General features: G+C 39.3%; 15 protein-coding genes and 1 other RNA gene. 7 read left to right on the top strand and 9 right to left on the bottom strand.

All coding sequences use genetic code 11. From position 1 onward, the window contains the following. Positions 1-11 precede the first annotated feature (11 nt). The 4 genes from rnr (at position 12) to FS666_RS07960 (ending at position 4,536) form a co-directional block, all read left to right on the top strand. The gene (rnr, locus tag FS666_RS07945) at positions 12-2,354 is read left to right on the top strand and encodes a ribonuclease R (RefSeq protein WP_144461293.1); all 2,343 of its coding nucleotides are present in this window, start codon (positions 12-14) and stop codon (positions 2,352-2,354) included. A gap of 75 nt (positions 2,355-2,429) precedes the next feature. Beyond that, the gene (gene smpB, locus FS666_RS07950; protein ID WP_120071045.1) at positions 2,430-2,897 is read left to right on the top strand and encodes an SsrA-binding protein SmpB; all 468 of its coding nucleotides are present in this window, start codon (positions 2,430-2,432) and stop codon (positions 2,895-2,897) included. 114 nt (positions 2,898-3,011) lie between these two features. Then, positions 3,012-3,377, top strand: a transfer-messenger RNA (tmRNA) gene (gene ssrA / locus FS666_RS07955). Positions 3,378-3,498: 121 nt separating this feature from the next. Next, positions 3,499-4,536, top strand: a complete 1,038-nt coding sequence (locus tag FS666_RS07960; protein WP_144461294.1) for a YdcF family protein — start codon at positions 3,499-3,501, stop codon at positions 4,534-4,536. Positions 4,537-4,612: 76 nt separating this feature from the next. Here the strand turns inward: FS666_RS07960 and FS666_RS07965 are convergent, their stop codons facing one another. The 7 genes from FS666_RS07965 to FS666_RS07995 all read right to left on the bottom strand — a co-directional run bounded on the left by FS666_RS07965 (position 4,613) and on the right by FS666_RS07995 (position 12,448). Further along, positions 4,613-6,019: a sensor histidine kinase gene (locus FS666_RS07965; protein WP_144461295.1), complete on the bottom strand. Its 1,407-nt coding sequence runs from the start codon at positions 6,017-6,019 to the stop codon at positions 4,613-4,615. 3 nt (positions 6,020-6,022) lie between these two features. Further along, the gene (locus tag FS666_RS07970) at positions 6,023-6,730 is read right to left on the bottom strand and encodes a response regulator transcription factor (protein WP_144461296.1); all 708 of its coding nucleotides are present in this window, start codon (positions 6,728-6,730) and stop codon (positions 6,023-6,025) included. Between the two features lie 79 nt (positions 6,731-6,809). Further along, positions 6,810-7,172: a YxeA family protein gene (locus FS666_RS07975; protein ID WP_144461297.1), complete on the bottom strand. Its 363-nt coding sequence runs from the start codon at positions 7,170-7,172 to the stop codon at positions 6,810-6,812. A 19-nt stretch (positions 7,173-7,191) separates the two neighbouring features. Continuing rightward, positions 7,192-9,117: an ABC transporter permease gene (locus tag FS666_RS07980; RefSeq protein ID WP_144461298.1), complete on the bottom strand. Its 1,926-nt coding sequence runs from the start codon at positions 9,115-9,117 to the stop codon at positions 7,192-7,194. Then, positions 9,118-9,873 carry an ABC transporter ATP-binding protein gene (locus FS666_RS07985; RefSeq protein WP_144461299.1) on the bottom strand — a complete coding sequence of 252 codons (756 nt, stop codon included), beginning with the start codon at positions 9,871-9,873 and terminating at the stop codon, positions 9,118-9,120. Positions 9,874-10,113: 240 nt separating this feature from the next. Next, entirely contained in the window at positions 10,114-11,274 is a 1,161-nt protein-coding gene (locus tag FS666_RS07990; protein ID WP_144461300.1) for a VanZ family protein, read from the bottom strand. 124 nt (positions 11,275-11,398) lie between these two features. Continuing rightward, a complete protein-coding gene (locus FS666_RS07995) occupies positions 11,399-12,448 on the bottom strand; it encodes a DUF418 domain-containing protein (protein ID WP_144461301.1) in 1,050 nt (349 codons plus the stop codon). Between the two features lie 303 nt (positions 12,449-12,751). On the opposite strand from FS666_RS07995, the gene mprF reads away from it, so the two are divergent. Then, positions 12,752-15,280 carry a bifunctional lysylphosphatidylglycerol flippase/synthetase MprF gene (mprF, locus tag FS666_RS08000; protein WP_244943874.1) on the top strand — a complete coding sequence of 843 codons (2,529 nt, stop codon included), beginning with the start codon at positions 12,752-12,754 and terminating at the stop codon, positions 15,278-15,280. A gap of 123 nt (positions 15,281-15,403) precedes the next feature. On the opposite strand, the gene FS666_RS08005 is transcribed toward mprF, so the two are convergent. Further along, on the bottom strand, positions 15,404-16,507 hold the full coding sequence (locus FS666_RS08005; protein ID WP_144461302.1) for an MGDG synthase family glycosyltransferase: 1,104 nt from the start codon (positions 16,505-16,507) through the stop codon (positions 15,404-15,406). 137 nt (positions 16,508-16,644) lie between these two features. Here FS666_RS08005 and FS666_RS08010 point away from each other — a divergent pair, with 137 nt between their 5' ends. Continuing rightward, positions 16,645-17,235 carry a YkoP family protein gene (locus tag FS666_RS08010; protein ID WP_144461303.1) on the top strand — a complete coding sequence of 197 codons (591 nt, stop codon included), beginning with the start codon at positions 16,645-16,647 and terminating at the stop codon, positions 17,233-17,235. Between the two features lie 81 nt (positions 17,236-17,316). Beyond that, positions 17,317-18,162, top strand: coding sequence for a metallophosphoesterase (locus FS666_RS08015; protein WP_144461304.1), 846 nt, complete (start codon positions 17,317-17,319; stop codon positions 18,160-18,162). A gap of 41 nt (positions 18,163-18,203) precedes the next feature. Here FS666_RS08015 and FS666_RS08020 read toward each other — a convergent pair whose 3' ends face one another. After that, entirely contained in the window at positions 18,204-18,929 is a 726-nt protein-coding gene (locus FS666_RS08020; protein WP_144461312.1) for an endonuclease/exonuclease/phosphatase family protein, read from the bottom strand. Between the last annotated feature and the right edge of the window lie 199 nt (positions 18,930-19,128).

Raw genomic sequence — 19,128 nt, forward strand, 5'->3', positions numbered from 1 at the left:
GGAGGAGTAAAATGGAAGAAAACAAACAGCATTATACAGATCGAATTTTATCCTATATGAAAGATGAGGCGTATAAGCCGCTGACCGTCAAAGAGCTGGAAGAAAAATTCCGGATTGAGGGGTCGGAAAGCTTTAAGGATTTTGTAAAAGCGCTTGTGGCCTTGGAAGAAAAAGGGCTGATTGTCCGGACAAGAAGCAATCGCTATGGTGTTCCGGAAAAAATGAACCTTGTTCGGGGATCTTTTTCGGGGAATGCCAAAGGATTTGGTTTCTTGATGCCGGATGAGCCGGGGATGGATGATATTTTTATCCCGCCGCATGAAGTCAACGGAGCCATGAATGGGGATAAGGTTCTCGTAAGGGTTTCTCCATCAACAGGCGGAGCAAGGAGAGAGGGTGCGGTTGTAAGGATTTTGGAGCGCGGCACCTTGCAGGTCGTCGGCACATACAGCGAAAGCAAACATTTCGGATTTGTCATCCCGGATGATAAAAAGATTGCGGATGATATTTTTATCCCGAAAAATGCCAGCATGGGAGCGGTCGAGGGACATAAAGTTATCGTCCGCATCACAACGTATCCGGAGAACCGCAAAAATGCAGAGGGTGAAATCATTCAAATTCTGGGGCATAAGAATGATCCAGGTGTAGATATTTTGTCCGTTATCCATAAACATGGTTTACCGCTTGCTTTTCCGGATGAAGTGATGGAACAGGCCAATAATGTGCCGGAAACAATTGACGAAAATGATATTGGAAACCGTCGGGATTTACGCGGCGAGACGATTGTGACGATCGACGGCGCGGATGCGAAGGATCTCGATGATGCAGTGACAGTGACGAAATTGGACAATGGCAATTACAAGCTTGGTGTTCATATCGCCGATGTGAGCCACTATGTAAAAGAAGGATCGCCGATTGACCGCGAAGCGTATGAGCGGGGTACGAGCGTCTATTTGGTGGATCGTGTCATTCCGATGATTCCACACAGGCTGTCGAACGGGATTTGCTCGCTTAATCCGAAGGTGGACCGCTTTACATTATCGTGTGAAATGGAAATAAACGCACGGGGAGAGGTTGTCAGCCACGAAATTTTTCCATCCGTCATTAAAACGACTGAGCGGATGACTTACTCCGATGTTAATAAAATTCTGATCGACAAAGATCCGGATTTACGGAATAAATATGGGACGCTCGTCCCGATGTTTGAGCTGATGAAAGAACTGCAGGGAATTCTTCAAAATAAGCGGATGAAGCGCGGAGCCATCGATTTTGATTTCAAAGAAGCGAAAGTGATCGTAGATGAAGACGGCAAGCCGACTGATGTTGTGATAAGAGAACGATCGATTGGCGAGCGGATCATTGAGGAATTCATGCTTGCAGCGAATGAAACCGTTGCTGAACATTTTCATTGGATGGAGGTGCCGTTTTTATACCGTATCCACGAAGATCCGAAAGAAGAAAAATTACAGCGGTTCTTTGAATTCATCACGAACTTCAATCTCATTGTGAGAGGGACGGCCAACTCGGTACACCCGCGGGCGCTTCAGGAAATATTGGAAGCCGTTCATGGCAAGCCGGAAGAAATGGTTGTTTCCACGGTCATGCTCCGTTCCATGCAGCAGGCTAAATATTACCCGGAAAGCATTGGGCATTTCGGTTTGTCGACAAAGTTTTATACTCATTTCACTTCCCCGATCAGGCGTTACCCGGATTTGATCGTCCACAGATTGATCAGAACGTATCTGTTTGAGGGGAAGGTGGATTCGGCGACCCGTGAAAAATGGAATGCGCAGCTTGATGAAATCGCCCAGCATACTTCCCAGAGGGAACGCCGTGCTGTCGATGCCGAACGGGATACGGATGAACTGAAAAAGGCGGAGTATATGGAAGACAAGATTGGCGAGGAGTTCGACGGGATTATCAGCTCTGCGACCAACTTCGGCTTGTTCGTTGAGCTTCCGAATACGATTGAAGGCCTTGTCCATGTCAGCTATATGACGGATGATTACTATCATTACGATGAGCGTCAGTTTGCCTTGATCGGTGAGCGTACCGGGAATGTATACCGGATCGGTGATGAAGTGACAGTCCGCGTGATCAATGTCAACAAAGACGAGCACTCCATCGACTTTGAGATTGCCGGCATGAAAGGCGGAAAAAGGCGTGCCGAAAATGATTCAAAGAAAATCGTCAAATTGAAAGACGATGGCGGGAAAAAAAGCAAAGGACCTCAGGGAAACAGCGATGTTGAAGAATGGACGACAAGAAAGCCGCGAAGGAATAAGAAAAAATCCTATGATAATAAACCTGCCAATGTAAGAAATGGAAAACGCGGGAAAAGACGAAAAGGTTAGAAGAGGGTACTTCTAACCTTTTTTCCTTTCCCATGTTATAATGATAAATCATGAAGATGGCAAGGGGGGAGGCAAATGGCGAAGCAAGAGGGGAAACTGGTTGCCCAAAACAGAAAAGCGAACCATGATTATTTTATTGAAGAGACATATGAAGCCGGCATCGTTTTGCAGGGGACGGAAATTAAATCGATCCGAGCCGGAAGGGTTAACCTGAAGGATTCGTTTGCCCGCATCCAAAACGGGGAAGTTTTTATCCATAACATGCATATCAGCCCATATGAACACGGCAACCGATATAATCATGATCCCATCCGGACGAGGAAGTTGCTGCTGCACCGGAAGCAGATCAATAAGCTGATTGGTGAGACGAAAGAAGCGGGATACACGCTTGTGCCGCTAAAGCTGTATTTGAAAAACGGATATGCCAAAATGCTGATTGGTCTTGGTAAAGGTAAAAAGCAATACGATAAGCGTGAAGATCTTAAGAGAAAAGAAGCAAAACGCGACATCGAGAGGGCGTTTCGCGAGCGCCAAAAAATGTAAAACCGCTTCGCGTCTTGAAATTTTCTCGTTTTCTGCTATAATATAAGCTGTACCCGATAGAAAGGGTGTCCCGAAACGAACCTTTTTAAAAAGAAAAGGTGTTTCTCTTATCATGGGGACGTTTTGGATTCGACAGGGATAGGTCGAGCTCAAGTTGCGAGTCGAGGGGATCGTCCTCGTAAAAACGTCAAAGCCAATAATAACTGGCAAATCTAACGATAACCTCGCTTTAGCTGCCTAATTAAGGCCTAATGCGGATCCTCCCTCCATCGCCCATGTGGTAGGGTAAGGGTCTCACTTTCAGTGGGCTACGCCGGACGTCCTCCGCCTGGGGACCATGGAAGAGACCAATCAGGCTAGCGCTTCGGAAGCCCGTCGATAGGCTGAAGAAGACGCGAAACGCCAATATATCGACTACACTCGTAGATGCTTGAGTGCCGATATTCTTGGACGTGGGTTCGATTCCCACCGTCTCCACCAAATACATAATTTGGTGGTTTTTATTTTGCTTTGTGACGTAAAGCATAAAATTTCCGTTTGGAAACTTTATGCTTTATTTTTTTAGGAAACTGGACATCCCTATAAAAAATCGAGGTGTAAAATGGTAATTATTGGAATTATTACTCTGATTTTATTCATTATTTTCCTAGCTTTTTATTTAACAGATCATAGACGAATGATAAACGGTTTTCTATTTAATCTATTTTTTTGTTCATTTCTTATTTTTTGTGGTTATGTAGGATTCAGCTCAGATATTATGATTTTTAAGCTAATCGCTCTTATCCCGACTGTTTTATTTCTACTTTTTATCTCAGCATTTGGATTATTCGCTTTAGGGGTTGGATTATTTTTAAATGGCCGAATCCTGATGAAAAAAGAAAGCCGCCGCTTTGCCAATAGTTTAACATTCATTTTTGGTATCTTTCTTCTGATAATATTTCTATTCCGTATCATGGAACCTCAACGTTTTTTGCCTATTTATTTTGAACCTTTATACGCCGGGGCTTACTTAATAGTCGTTTATTTCTTTTTACACTTAACCAATTTTTTAACTGCTTATTTTTTGTATCAATTCAACAAGCCAAAATATAACCAAGACTTTATCATCGTGCTTGGCAGTGGTTTAATTAACGATAAAGTGCCGCCGCTCTTGGCCAGTCGAATAAATAGGGCAATTGATTTTTATTGGAAACAAGCGGCTGCCGCTTTCCCGCCCATCATACTTTTCTCAGGCGGACAAGGGCCGGATGAAAACCTTCCTGAAGCGGAAGCCATGCAAAAGTATGCTGTAGAGAAAGGAATTCCTTCTGAGCATACATTGACAGAAACTCGTTCAGTTAATACATTCCAGAATATGCTTTACTCAAAACAAATAATGGATTCAATAAAAGGAGACAAATATAACAGCATCTTTACTACGAACAATTTCCATCTATTCAGGGCCAGCTTATATGCAAAAATGGCAGGCCTAAAGAGCCAAGGAATTGGTTCAAAAACGGCATTCTACTACTGGCCAAATGCAATGATTCGAGAATATATTGCCATCATTGTGATGCAACGTAAACGTCATACCGTTGTAGTGGGGACCATTTTGGGAGTTTCTATCCTTTTAACCCTTTTTTTAGTTCTATTTTATTAACCAATACAAAAAGCCATTCATCTTTGAATGGCTTGTCCAATATAAGTTAGTTGAGCTTTATAAGATGAACCATCGATCAAATTTGAATGTCAATCGTTGTTCCGGAGCCAACCTCACTATGAATGATGATTCTTCCATCGTGGGCTTTAATAATGTCATTGGCTATGGCCATGCCCAGCCCGGATCCTCTATGAGCTGCTCCAGTGTTGGTTCCGCGATAGTAACGGTCAAAAATCCGCTCAAGTTCTTCCTTCTCTATTCCCTTTCCGTTATCTTTTATCACAATATGTGTGTACTCGTCTTGTTCAACGCTCACGATGATTTTTACATCATGATCATTATGGACGATGGCATTATAAATTAAATTGTTGATTGCTCTGCGAAAAAGAATTTCATCTATTTCTAACATGATGGTCTCTTGGTTTACATGGAACTGGATGTTGCGGTCAGCATATTTCGGATTGTTCAATAGATCAATCACAATCTTGCGCAATAAAGTGACAATATTTACCGCCTTTTTATTTAACGATAGCTCCTTATTCTTTAATCTGGTTGTTAAATTTAAATCTTCCATCACTTCTTTGATATAAAGGGACTTCGCTTCGATAATCCCTGCGTATTCCTTTATTTCGTCCAAGGTAAAGTCATAATCCGGATCCTTGATCATTTCTGCATAGCCCTGAATCGAGGACAGCGGGGTTTTAATATCGTGAGAAATGTTGGCAATCCATTCTTCCCTCATTGAATCTAACTTTTTTCTTTCTCTTTCGCTCGCCTTTAATTGGTCAGATAAATGATTTAAATTATCAAAAACATTTTTATATAACCCTCTTGATTCAGTATGATAATCAAATTGCCGATTCGCCAATTTCTTTATGCCGTCAATTAGCGTATGCAATGGCTGGGTGAGCCTTTTGCTGAAAAGGTAGCCAACCAATAACGCAATTAAAATGTCTATTAGTAATATAACCATTCCTACCTTAGTTACGATAAAAATATCCCGATTATCGTAGGAAATAATATATCTATTTAAACTGCGATTTTCAATTCCAATCAAATAGCTGAACTGGCGGCCATTTCCTTTCTTTTCCCCAACATAAACAATTGTATTTTCATCAACTTCTTTATACTTATACATTTGAATAATTTCTGCCGGGGTGTATTTTTTCTTAACATTCGCAGGAACCCCGAAGCTGTAAACCTCATTGCTATTCTCATCTAAAATTTGAATCCAAGCCTTCTTTTTCGCTAACTCTTTTTGTCCCTTTTCAGTAATTGTTACATCATGATTTTTTGTGATAATTTCTTGATGGAATTTTCTCGTGAATTGTTCCGGAGATGTTTCACGGTTTTGAAAAATGGGGACATCAAAAGCAGCTTGTGCCACAAGCAACGTGATCCCGAGGATGAGATTGATGAAAATAATCAGGACAACAACCAAAACAACAGATAGTAAATACCTTCCTGTCAGCTTCCATTTCATACCCTATGCATCCTCTATGGCCAGCTTATACCCTAAACCTTTAACGGTCACAAGATATTGAGGATGGGAAGGCTGGTCTTCGATTTTTTCCCGCAGTCTGCGGATATGGACCATGACCGTGTTATCCATGCCGAAAAACTCCTCGCCCCAGACAGCATCATAAAGCTGTTCCTTACTGATTACTTTGTTCATGTTCTGGAGGAAAACCTTCATTAACCCCAATTCTTTTGGTTTCAATTCAATCACTTGCCCATTCTTTGTCAGTTGTGCCTTTTCTTCATTTAACTCAAATGGACCTGCCTTGATTTTTGTCTCTTTCAGCGGTTCGGACTGTATATAATCTGCCCGGCGCAATTGGGCTTTTACGCGATAAGCGACCTCTTTGGGGCTAAATGGCTTGGTAATGTAATCATCTCCGCCAATCGCGAAGCCCAATAACTTATCAATTTCCTCGGTTTTTGCCGATAAAAAAAGAATGGGCACATTGGAAATGTTTCTGATTTGTTTACAGACATCATAGCCTTCACCATCCGGCAGCATGATATCTAATAAAACAATATCCGGATTATTATTTTGAAATTGAACCAATCCCTCTTTGGCGGTAGTCGCTGTTATTACGTTTTCAATTCCTTCTTTTTTTAACACCGTTTCGATTAGCCGTAAAATATCTTCCTCATCATCGATGATTAGAACCTTTTTATTAGTTGGCAAGGTACTACCTCCAGATTTATCTTTTGTCTATTTTATTATAGTAAAAAGGAATCCCTTTTCATAAGGATTCCTTCCTTTTTTATTTCGCTAACGTTTCGCTTGCTTTTTTGGGAAGTTCCTTCTTTTTCACTTCCTGATAGGAGGTAACACCTTTATTATCCTTTACAAATAAAATTAAATAAGCATTTTCCCGAAGCTGTTTTTGAGCAGTAAATGTCAGTGTCTTTTGTCGGCCATCCTTATCAAAAGCCGGCAGCTTATATTCATAGCTTATTATTTTTTCGCCGCTGTCGATTTTATCTTCGATTAACTTTCCTTCACCCTTAATCTGTGTATAATATTCTTCGGCTCCCACTCTATTAAAGTTTACCTTTTGAAAAATGACTAGTGCGCCAACAAATATAATGGCGATCGTTACGAAAGTGATGAGCAGTTTTTTCATTTTTATTCCCCATTTCTATTCATTTCATGACAATTTTGCAGTAGGTTCTTACGGTTAAGAAATAATAAATGATGTAAATGCAAGCATAAACGCCAATACAGATGATGACAGGAATCACCAAGTTTGTCTGCAGCAACCTTGATAACGCAGTCAGCGCTACAACACTGTGGGCAATACCAGCCAGCAATGGCAAGGCGAAAATAAATAAGATTTGCTTGGCAATTGATTTTTTTACTTCCTTCTTGTTCACACCAATTTTGTGTAGTATTTCATAACGTTCTTTATCCATATTTGCTTCCGTCAGCTGTTTAAAGTAAATAATGCTCCCTGTTGCGGCAAGGAATACTAATCCTAAAAAGCCGCCCATAAAAATTAGTAAACCTGATGACTCCATACCATGAGCATAATCGGAATAAAAGCTTGAGAACATTGCTTCCTCCGGTAACAGCGATTGAATCTGTTTTGATAATGTTTTGGCATCATCTTCATTCGTCAGTTCATAAACTTCCATGTTTACAAGGTTTGTTCCGCTTGCCAGTTTAGAAAACAACTCATCACTCACAACAACGGTTATGCCCGCTGTTCGAAAATTAAGGACATTAAATTTCTTCAATTTCATAAAAGTAATATCCTCACTGAGATCATTCACCTTTAAGGAAATGGTCGATCCTGCATACTTTGGTGATAGCCCCTCAGAATAACTTGCATCCAAGGCAGCTGCTTCATTTCCTTTAAGTGATAAGGAGTCATCTCTCTTCTGCCATTTCGCTAATTGGTTATAGGTTTTATTAGCGATAATCGTATATTCCACTTCATCCGCCGAATTTTTACTATGAAGATTGGTGATATCGACATTTAGAAGAAGTGCAGGGACGGTCTCATGATAGACAATCTCATGATCTTTGTCCTGTGAAATTCGTTCATTAATCTGATTGGATACGTTTTTGTTTTTCGCAATAAACATCATGCTGTTAGGATTCGCTATTTCGGCATTACCTCTATTGTTGTAATAAAAACTGTAAGCTGTGCCAACCGCCGTTAAGGTAGTTGCACTTAGAACAGCAATGATCGTTAACGTACGTGCATTTCCCTTAATTCGATAGAGAAGCTGGGATATACTGATTAAATTGATTCCCTTCCAAAAATAATGTTTATTTTTCCGCAACAGCTTTAATAGATAAACCGTTAGTGTACTGAATAATAAATACGTACCCAGGATTACAGTGATTAAGATAACAAGCGGTGTGACCATGAAGCCTATTTTTCTCCATACATCTGACACCAATAAATTTTGCAGGGCAAGCCAGTAGCCAATTCCAATTAAGAGAACAGAGATTATCGCGATTATCACAGAAGCTTTTGGCTCCTGTTCCCCTTCCTGCTCGGCTTTGAATAACTCAATTAATTTAAATCGGTAAATTAAACGATACCCGTGAATCGAAGTAATCGCCGTAATCAGAGTGAATACGACAATGGTATTTATGATTGCTTGAGGTGAAATAACAAAATTCCCAATCGCATCATATCCCATGACCTTCATTAAAATAATGACAAAAAACTTAGACAAGACCGAGCCAAGGATAATCCCAATCAACAGGGCGATAATCCCCATAATAAAGTTTTCATAAAATAACATCCGGCCGATTTGTTTTTTGCGAACGCCCAACAAAGAATATAATCCGACTTCTTTTTTGCGTTTCTTTGTAAAAAACGAATTGGAATACCAGATAAATACAGCTACAAAAATTATTAACACAACGGATGCACCATTAAAGACGGAGCTAATTTTGGTGGATGAATCTGTTGTTTCCTGGATCGTTTGATCATATTTTAAAGAAACAAAGGTAAAGTATATGACAATACTGAAAATCATTGATCCTATATATAGAAAATAGTTGGTGAAGTTTTTCACGACATTTTTTCTGGCAATACTAAATAGCGTCATTTAATGTCCACCCCCAAGTGAAGCGAGGACATCTAGTATTTTTTGAAAGAATTCTTGACGAGAATGCTGCAGTTTATGAATTTCTGCGTAGATTCTGCCATCTTTAATAAATAAAATCCGTTTACAGAAGCTTGCCGCAAAAGCATCATGAGTGACCATCATGATTGTTGATTGATTCTGCTCATTTAAGGCAGTTAAGCTTTCTAGCAAGTCAGTAGCAGACTTTGAATCCAATGCACCAGTCGGCTCGTCTGCCAAGATTAAGCTTGGATTTGCCACCATCGCACGGGAAGCAGCTGTTCTTTGCTTCTGCCCCCCTGAGATATGATAGGGGTATTTATCAAGTATTTCCCGAATTCCGAACGTATCAGCGATTTTCTCGACACAGTTTTCTATTTCTTTCGCCGGCATTTTTGACAAAGCCAGCGGCAGCAAAATGTTTTCCTTCACCGTTAACGTATCGAGCAGGTTATAATCTTGAAAAATAAAGCCAAGCTTGTTGCGGCGGAAATCTGATAATTGCTCTTCCTTCATTGTGACAATATCTTGATCAGCAATGGTAATTTCTCCTGAAGTCGGCGTATCAATGGTAGATAATATATTGAGTAATGTGGATTTACCGGCACCCGAAGGCCCCATGATGCCGATAAATTCGCCTTCTTTTATTTCTAAATCAATATCTTCCAATGCTTTATATTGATTTCCTTTTGTACCATAAATTTTTTGAACATTTTTCGCATGTAAGATTGTTTTCATTAAAAAGTCCTCCTTAAATGACTACAAATCAGATTATAATGGCCGGACCTTACATCGTTTTAATCTAAACCTTACATAAACCTTAAAAAACGAAGAGGCTGGGACAAAAGCATTTTAGGTAATGAAAAATCCGAACTATGATTCAAATTTCTTTAAGTTAGAAATCGAATCAGTTCGGATTTTCTTGTTTAATAGCTATAATATTTTATAATCATTAGCCTTTTGAGTTGACCTTTTTTGTTATGTCCCGGCCTCTTCATTTTTTCTTGGGACAATATCTGCAACTTGGTCAAAGTAGAAGGTACGTTTCCCTTTTTTTAACATGACGAAAATGGCATGAATGGATAAAGTCAGCCACATGATGCTGACAAATGAGAAAATAGCCACCGTTACCCACACATGAATAGCGTAAAAGTGAGATTCCATTTCTAATTTAATGTGAGTGAGAAGGTTAAACGACATAGATGCCAGCCAAGGTAAATATAGGGCAACGGTTCTTTTTAGCACGGCTTGCCATGAATGGGCATCACCCTCCAAATTCGAAAGTTTAAATCGCATCATATTTGTTCCGATTGTTTTTCCTCCCCATAGAAGAGGGAAAACAAAGTACAGCACCACAAAGCCTACTGTTGTAAACATCATTTCCGCGAATCCACTTGATGTCAGCAGTCCGACTGTGAAAGTAAACGTTAATTTAATGAAAATATAATCTATGAGTACGGCAAGTAATTGCGACAGCGGCGATACTAGATGGCTCTTCTGTATTTTTTCCCCTTTCGCCAATAGTTTTTCCTTAGAAGGAAATAAAGCCAGTATGACTGGAGCCACAAGGAAACCGAAGAGTGCACCTGTACTATTTAACATCAGATCGTCAACATCAAATAAACGATAGGGGCATTTGTAAATTCCGTAAATTCCTGTAACCTGTGTTACTTCGAAAAAGAGAGACAGGGCAAACCCTAAAGCTAAAGCCCTTTTCCAATATCGTTTTTCTTGGAAAAAGTATCTCAAATATACTCCAAAAGGGAGTAATAACAGAAAATTAAATGCTGCCTGCCAAAAGGCACTTTGATTGAATATCTGAATATACGACCTCGGTTGTGACAAAATAATTGAACCGCTTTTAAAAATATCTCGAATAAAGGTGAATGGCTTTAATGAATAATAAATGGTGTCTGGTGATTGAAAAGCACAAGTATCCCTAGTTGACGGAAGCGGCAAGAGAACTAAAAATAGTGCTGATAACATATAGAAAAGAAACGAGTAAACAACGGTGGAAGCCCAAAGACTAAAATATCCATACTTTCTATAGCTATAGACCAGCCAAGGGATGACAAGCAGAAAACCCAATACACCAAACATAATAAAGGCAACCTTTATTGGGACGATATATACAGACATAAATACACCTCGTTTTGCTCTTTCATCATTTGAATCAACTGAATAAAGGCAGACAAAACATACCGGTTTACGCTTCTTGTCTGCCTTCTTATTGTTTATTTTTATACAAGAAAATCATAGCCGATTATTTCCTATTGGGCGCTGCATTCCTGCCATACGTCATGAATCGCCATACCTTTTCTAATGGCCCCATCTTAAAGAACTTAAACCAAATGACGCTGTAAATGATTTGAATCACAAAAATGATGATCGAAATGATGACAATGTTTATCGGCGAAACAACTTCTAAATCCATTATTGAAATGATGGCCAGCCCGATAAAGCTCTGGGCCCAATAATTTGTAAACGCCATTTGACCAACACGGGCAATCGGCTGCAGAAGTTTTGCAATACGTTTATTTTCTAAGATTACAAATAGACTCGATAAGTACAAATAGGTTGTCGGTATTGTGCCTAAAGCAATGATTTCTTGAATATGTGGATCATTGCCTTGTGATGCGAACCAGATCCAAATAGAAAAACCGATAAACAATGGAAATGTAATCATTTGGAGCCATCTTATTTGAGTGGACAAATCACTTATTTGTCTAATCCAATCCGCTTTAGCTGCAAGAAATCCTGATAAAAACATGATGAAAATCGTAATGGTATCACTACCAAGAAAGGCAATAACGTTTGAAAAGACTCCCATATCCGGGGCAAGGATTTTTAATAATTGTGCTATGATAAATACAGTTATTATTCCGCCAAGCCACTTGCTAATCGTTGACACCTTTGCCCGATAAAAAGGAATCAGAAGGAAGCCGATAACGGCATATGGTGCCAGTATGGAACCCCAAAAAAACAATATATGAATAATACCGATTAACAACAGAGCTAATAAACGTCTGGCAAAACGCCAGCGTGGCTTATCACCGCGACTTTCAGCACGTGAGGCAAAAATATAAAACCCCACACCAAATAGAAAAGAAAAAATGGAAAAGAACTTTTTTTCGATAAAAATTTGAATTAACGATTCTATCATTCCATTCAAACCGTTATAATCAGGCAGCTGAACGTCGTCGGTAATAACCTGAAATGCCTTAACATTAATAAACAAGATCCCAAACAAGGCAAGGCCACGGATAATATCTAAGGAAATGATTCTTTCCTTTTGTATAATGGATGGATTCATACTAATAACTCCCTTTAATCAGTAGTTTCTATTATAAAATTAGTATAGCGACCCAACCTTACACTATTTTAATGTCAACCTTACATTAACCTTAAAAGATTAAGAAAGGCGCTGGAGCCGGAAAACAAAAGTCTTTGTTCAAAATGTTAAAAAGAAGCGGCCCTTTTCAGGAATAGCCGTCTTTTTTATGTTTTTTCTATAGGAGAAATTGATATAATCGGAATAACCTTTTAACTGCAGGGTACAGGATATTCTATTAGTGAAGTAATTTTGGATAACAGATTAGGCAAGCGGGGGATGGACATGCAAAAAATGACGATGAACAGGATGATTTCTTTTCTAAAAATAGTTTTCCCGCTGGCTTTGCTGGTTTTGGCAGGATTTGAAATTCAAAAGTTTGCCAGAGGCCTTGATTATGGGCTCCTTCAAAGGGAAATGTCCAAGATTGATTTTGTGGACATGGCTGTTACTCTGTTGGTAGTGGCTGCGGCGATCATACCCATGCTTTTTTATGATGTGATTATGGTCAAACTGCTGGGGATGGATACGCCGAAAAAAAAGCTCGTGAAACAGGCGTTGATTGCGAATACTTTTTCAAACTTAATCGGTTTTGGCGGACTGATCGGATTAATGATCCGAACTTATTTTTACCGGTCCCGTGAGTTGGACAAAAAGCGCCTGCTTACGACCATCGCTTCTGTATCGCTGTTCTATCTTACAGGGGTTTCGCTGCTTTCGTGGATCATCCTTGCGGGATACAGGGACATCCCGCTGCTGGTGAATACGAAGTGGCTTTATGTGGCGGTGATCGGAGTTGCGCTCTATCTTCCAATCCTTTTATTTATTATCCATAAAAACCATAAGGGCACGGAAATGGATGTTAAAGTCCGTGCCCAATTGGTTTTTGTTTCTCTTTGTGAATGGGGAGCCATATTCATTGTCATTTGGTTTCTTGCTAAAATGCTCCATATACAAATTAGCTTTCATGATCTGTTTCCCGTTTTTATTGTAGCCTGCTGTGCCGGCATCGTCAGTATGATACCGGGCGGCCTGGGTTCATTCGACGTTGTCTTTATATGGGGAACCGATTACTTGGGAATCCAGGATGAAAAAGTGCTGGTCCTTTTAATGCTCTACAGGATTGGATACTTTTTCATACCTTTTATCATTGCAGGCGGCTTATTCATCAAAGATTATTGGGACAGGTGGAACGAGAGCTTGGAAAACGTCCCGAACAGCGTCATTCAAACAATCAGCCATTTTATCCTGACAGTATTGGTATTTGCTTCCGGACTAATCCTGCTTTTGTCCGCATCAGTCCCCGGAATTCTTGAAAGATTAAGGGTGGTTGAGGAGTTTTTATCATTTCCAATCATGGATGTCTCCCATCAACTAACGGTGGCAGCCGGTTTTATTCTCCTTGGTCTTTCACGGGGGATCGAATATAAAGTAAAGCGGGCATACCATATCACTTTAGCGGTATTATCCGGTGCTGCTGTACTTTCACTTTTTAAGGGACTGGATTATGAGGAAGCGATCTTTCTTCTTATTGTGGCCCTCCTATTAAGAATTTCGAAGGACCGATTTTATCGGGAAAGTTATGTGTTGACATGGGGAAAAACGTTTTTTGATATAGCCGTGATTCTCATTATCACATCGATCTATATTTTAGTCGGTTATATCAGTTTACCCACGGCAAAAGTCAATATGCCGACAAGGCTGATGCCTTACGTCATAACGGATTACCTGGACCTGTTTTTCAGCGCTGCCATCGGATTGTTAATCGCCTTGGCTGTTTTTGCTGCAGGGTATTTGTTGGGCAGGTCCAGGAAGATGATTATGGAAAAATCCGACTTTCAGGAAAAAGAAATATTGGAGCATGTAAAAAAATTTAAAGGCAATGTCTTGACCCATTTGATTTTTTTACATGATAAATATATATTTTGGAACAGCAAAAAAACCGTTCTGTTCCCTTATCAACGTTATGCCGATAAACTTGTAATTCTCGGGGACCCGGTCGGGAAGCGAGAGGATTTTCCGAACGCGATCGAGGAATTTCAAAGGGTTTCAGACCTTTACGGTCATACCCCCGTGTTTTATGAAGTGAGCATGGGCATGCTTCCGTATCTGCACGAAAATGGATTTGACTTTTTTAAACTGGGAGAAGAAGGTTTTGTTGACTTGCAGGAATTCTCCCTTTCGGGTAAAAAAATGAAGGGAGCCCGGGCTGTCTTCAACAAAATGAAAAGAGAGGACAGCAATTTTCAAATTGCTCACCCGCCTTTCAGCCGGGAAATGCTTGATGATTTAAAACAAGTCTCGGATGATTGGCTTCAAGGAAGAAGAGAAAAAGGCTTTTCTTTAGGCTTTTTTGATGACAACTATCTGAATAAATCCGATATCGCTATTTTAAAAGACTCTGACGGCCAAATGATAGGATTTGCAAGCCTGATGCCGGTTTACGATGGTGAAACGATATCCATTGATTTGATGCGCTTTAAGAAAGATGCTCCCTCGGGAACTATGGATTTTATTTTCCTCTCGCTGTTTGAATGGGCAAAGGATTCAGGATATAAAAAATTTAATCTAGGGATGGCCCCACTTTCAAACGTAGGCCTTTCCAAGTATTCATTTTTGAGTGAAAAAATTGCCGCTCAAATTTATCTTCATGGGAAATTTTTCTATCATTTTCAAGGGCTGAGAAAATTTAAGGAAAAATATGTGAATACATGGGAACCAAAATATTTGGCCTATAGAAAAAAATCCTCTTTGCCGATCACAATGCTGCAAGTGGCGCTGGTGATTGGGAAAAAGGTACAGCGTTCCGATTGATAGATGGCGATTATTAGGTAGCCATCTTTTTATGGTTTAACCAGGAAATTATAAAATGCTAAGGTTGTTTTCTTATTTTCGATTCATTCGGTTGTTGGAGATTATTTCCTGATTTTTCCCAGGTCACCTCCCAAAAATGTCGATGATGAATGAAATTGGATCCTCCAGCTCAACCTCCATCAAATATTGATGAATGCTGTTTATCGTCTCCTGCCTTTTGTGATGCAGTACGTTTAGTATATCCTCTTCAAAATTTTCTTGATTGGTCCACTCATCCAAATGGTGGACCAACCCCTTATCTTTCAAAAAGTTTAAGTTTTGCTCTTCTTGTCCAGGCAAAACATCATATACAAAAATGGGAAGTTTTTTGGTTAGACTCTCGCTAATTGTCACTCCACCCGGTTTAGTAATGATCATATCCGTTTCATCATACAATCGATTCATCTTTTCCTTGGATGATATATAGGGAATTGGTTGTATGAGCGGGTGGTTCAGGCTCCTGATATGGTGAAGAAGTTTGTCATTTTTTCCGCATAAAACTTTGTAAAGAATCTGCCCTCCCGGCTTTAACCGGTTAAGCAGTTGGAAAATCGATCCCGCTCCCATGTTTCCGCCGCTGATTAACGCTGTAAAGATCCTTTCTTTTTTTACCATATGATTTTTCATATTGAATATGGGATGAACCGGGATACCGGTTATGAAGATGCGCTTTGCATTTACCCCCTGTTCTACAAGCTGGTCTTTGATTTTCTTGCTCGGCACAAAATGATAATCAATTTCATCAATTCCCCAAAGGTTATTGATGAAATAATCCGTATAAACATTAATCGCGATTCCGGTCCATAGCTGTAGTTTTTTTAGGCGAGCAATCATGTAAGAAGGAAGGGCATGAGTACAAATGACCAAATCCGGATTTTTTTCTTGCAATACATTTTTAACCGCTTTTATAAACAGAACTTCATATATTCGAAAGCGTTTATTCAGCGTCGGGCGCTCCACCGCAGCAAGGCGATAAATGGTGCTGTACACTTTTGGAAGTTTGTGAATCCATTGCAAATAAATGGAGGAAATAAAACTTTCAATGTTTCCGTATCCATAAGATAAAATATCTATTTTCTCGCAATGGAAATGGTCCGCCATTTGTTCCAATTGGTTCTTGATACTATCGGCAACATGATGATGCCCTGAAGGAATTTGCAGAAATGGCAAAAATAAAATGTTGTGCATGGAATTCCCCACCCTTTTAGGATAGTTTGTGAAAAAAAAGTGATATCATCCTCACCTTGAATTTCCAATAATATTTGCATTTTTTTACCAAAATAAAATAGAATGCTCCATAAAAACATCAACTAAGGGGAATTGAAATGAAAGGGATCAGACAATTTTGCATTGCAGGATGGAATATAATAGATCCGATATATTTCCATTTCACTCGACTGCATCATATTAAAAAAAGATGCGGCAAAAAGACCATTATGCGTGTTCGATTAACGAGATATAAGGGCAGAGATATCATTTTATCGGATGGAACGTTGATTTGTAAAAATGATGTTCTCGTGAAAGTGCATTTGCACAATGTCAAATTATTGAGTGAAATTATGCAGTATAAAAACGATTTAAGAAGAGGGAAAATCATTTATTCCAAAGTGAAGGATGCTCTCCCGGCGGTTGTGGATTATATTCAATTATGCAATGAATTCAATGAAATAAAAGGGATAATTGGAATTACGACACTTTATAGAGGTTGTAAAAAATTAGGATTTGAACCGCACCCTATTAAAAGCCTTTTATATAAAAAATTTAAACAAACAGCTCTTATGCCGATTTATTTACTTTCCTCAAATAGCCGAAGAGGCAAGAGTTTTCCTGAACCCATGTATTTGATTATGTCTAAAGCGATACTTTTACAAAAATATGGAAGTATTTATAGCCAGGCGCCGCATAAGAGCACCTGATTCATTTGACATTCTATCCATATATTACAGGTTAAAATCCCTCCTCCTTCCATTTATAATTGACAGGAGGAGGGGAAATAAGTGACCGTAACGATATCCATATTCATCGCATTATGCATTTTCATATATATAGGCAATAAGAATACCCGATCCGTTGTCATTAATCATATTGATATAGATTGTAAAAATAATTTAAAAGAGAAGAGCGAGCCCCTGAGGATATTGCATATTTCTGATTTGCATCTTGAAAATATTTCTATATCTCCGAAACAACTGTATGAAAGTATCAAAAGGCAGCCGGTCGATTTAATTGCATTAACCGGTGATTTTATGGACAGGAAGAAAAGCATTCCTAAACTCCTGCCATATTTGCAAGTCTTAAAAAAATTGGAACCAGTACATGGAACGTATGCTGTGCTTGGCAATCATGATTATGTTTTGCGAAAAGGTGATTTGGACCAATTAAAGAGCATGTTGATAAGTAACGGCATCAAACTATTGCAAAATGAAAATAACATGATTGACATAGACGGAGTTCCATTAAATGTTATCGGTATCAATGATTTCAGTACGAAACGAAGTAATTTGAAGGAATCTTATGATGGTGTACAAGAAGGCTATAATCTTGTACTTACCCACGATCCCAATGTTGTTTTGTCCATGCATGACTATCATTTTGATTATTTGCTTTCAGGCCATTTTCATGGCGGCCAAATTCATTGGCCAAAACCATATCACCTTAAGAAAATGGGCAAACTGGTTAAGATGAATATGATAAAAGGTTTGCACAGTTACAAAGAAAAGCGGTTCTATATAAGTGAAGGGCTTGGCCAAACAGGCGTAAATATCAGAATAGGCAGCCGTCCTGAAATAACCATCCACAATGTCCAGTTGCCCCGCGCAATTAATAGTACAAAAGCCGGATAATGATTTCCGGCTTTTTTGCGTTTTCCCGGGAATCCGGGACATTATTTTTTAAAAAATAATGTTGCGGTTACAGGCAAATGATCAGAGGCAACGGGCATTTTGGTTACAACTTCGGCATCTGCTATTTTAAAATCATGACGGGCAAAAATATAATCCAGCCTTAACCTGGGCCGCGGTGAAGGATAAGTGCAGCCTTGGCCTTTTCCCCCGATGTGCCAGGCGTCCTGAAATTGACCGGTTAATTTTCTCCACCCTTTAGATCCGGGTTTCATATTCCAATCGCCCAGTAAAATAATCGGATTGGCTGTCTGATGGTGATGGCTTACGATAAAATCTGTTTGTTTCTTATGGAGAAAGGGATTAATGCTTAGGTGAGTGACATTGATTTGTATGGGCTGTTTGTTTATCCGAATGGTTGCATCCAGCAAAGATCTCCCTTCCATTCCGGCTATTTTATTAAATACATGAGACTTCTTTTTAATGATTGGAAATCGGGATAAGAGAGCATTCCCATATTCCCGAATCTCTGCTGAACGTTTGGAGGATCTTGATATAGACGGGCTGAAAAAATAATCCATCTTTAATTGATTTGCAAGCCAAGCCGCTTGATCTTCATAAAGACTGCGCTTGGAAAAGCGGCTGTCAACCTCGTTAAGGCCAATGATATCAGCTTCACAAATATCAACCACTTCAGCAATTCTATGAAGGTTCGCTTGTTTATCCATTCCCTTGCCATGATGTATGTTAAAAGTCATTACTTTGATCACCAAAAATTTACTCTCCTCAAAAAATCAGCCTTATTATTTTTCATGCATTCATTATGCTTATTTTTCCACTGATATTTATACGTTCATCTATACAAAATAAAATAATATGTTGACAATATTGCCTTTTGGCATCACGTTTGTGAAATCCCCGCCAACATTAAGAAAAGAATTCATATCAATCAAAAGATATCGATATCCA

Origin of the sequence: Siminovitchia fortis, from assembly GCF_007681465.1 — a bacterium.
GTDB lineage: Bacteria > Bacillota > Bacilli > Bacillales > Bacillaceae_C > Siminovitchia > Siminovitchia fortis.

Bases quoted from the DNA above. Each gene is read 5' to 3' on its own strand.
- rnr (WP_144461293.1), top strand. From the start codon at position 12: ATGGAAGAAAACAAACAGCATTATACAGATCGAATTTTATCCTATATG.
- smpB (WP_120071045.1), top strand. From the start codon at position 2,430: ATGGCGAAGCAAGAGGGGAAACTGGTTGCCCAAAACAGAAAAGCGAAC.
- FS666_RS07960 (WP_144461294.1), top strand. From the start codon at position 3,499: ATGGTAATTATTGGAATTATTACTCTGATTTTATTCATTATTTTCCTA.
- FS666_RS07965 (WP_144461295.1), bottom strand. From the start codon at position 6,019: ATGAAATGGAAGCTGACAGGAAGGTATTTACTATCTGTTGTTTTGGTT.
- FS666_RS07975 (WP_144461297.1), bottom strand. From the start codon at position 7,172: ATGAAAAAACTGCTCATCACTTTCGTAACGATCGCCATTATATTTGTT.
- FS666_RS07980 (WP_144461298.1), bottom strand. From the start codon at position 9,117: ATGACGCTATTTAGTATTGCCAGAAAAAATGTCGTGAAAAACTTCACC.
- FS666_RS07985 (WP_144461299.1), bottom strand. From the start codon at position 9,873: ATGAAAACAATCTTACATGCGAAAAATGTTCAAAAAATTTATGGTACA.
- FS666_RS07990 (WP_144461300.1), bottom strand. From the start codon at position 11,274: ATGTCTGTATATATCGTCCCAATAAAGGTTGCCTTTATTATGTTTGGT.
- FS666_RS07995 (WP_144461301.1), bottom strand. From the start codon at position 12,448: ATGAATCCATCCATTATACAAAAGGAAAGAATCATTTCCTTAGATATT.
- mprF (WP_244943874.1), top strand. From the start codon at position 12,752: ATGCAAAAAATGACGATGAACAGGATGATTTCTTTTCTAAAAATAGTT.
- FS666_RS08005 (WP_144461302.1), bottom strand. From the start codon at position 16,507: ATGCACAACATTTTATTTTTGCCATTTCTGCAAATTCCTTCAGGGCAT.
- FS666_RS08010 (WP_144461303.1), top strand. From the start codon at position 16,645: ATGAAAGGGATCAGACAATTTTGCATTGCAGGATGGAATATAATAGAT.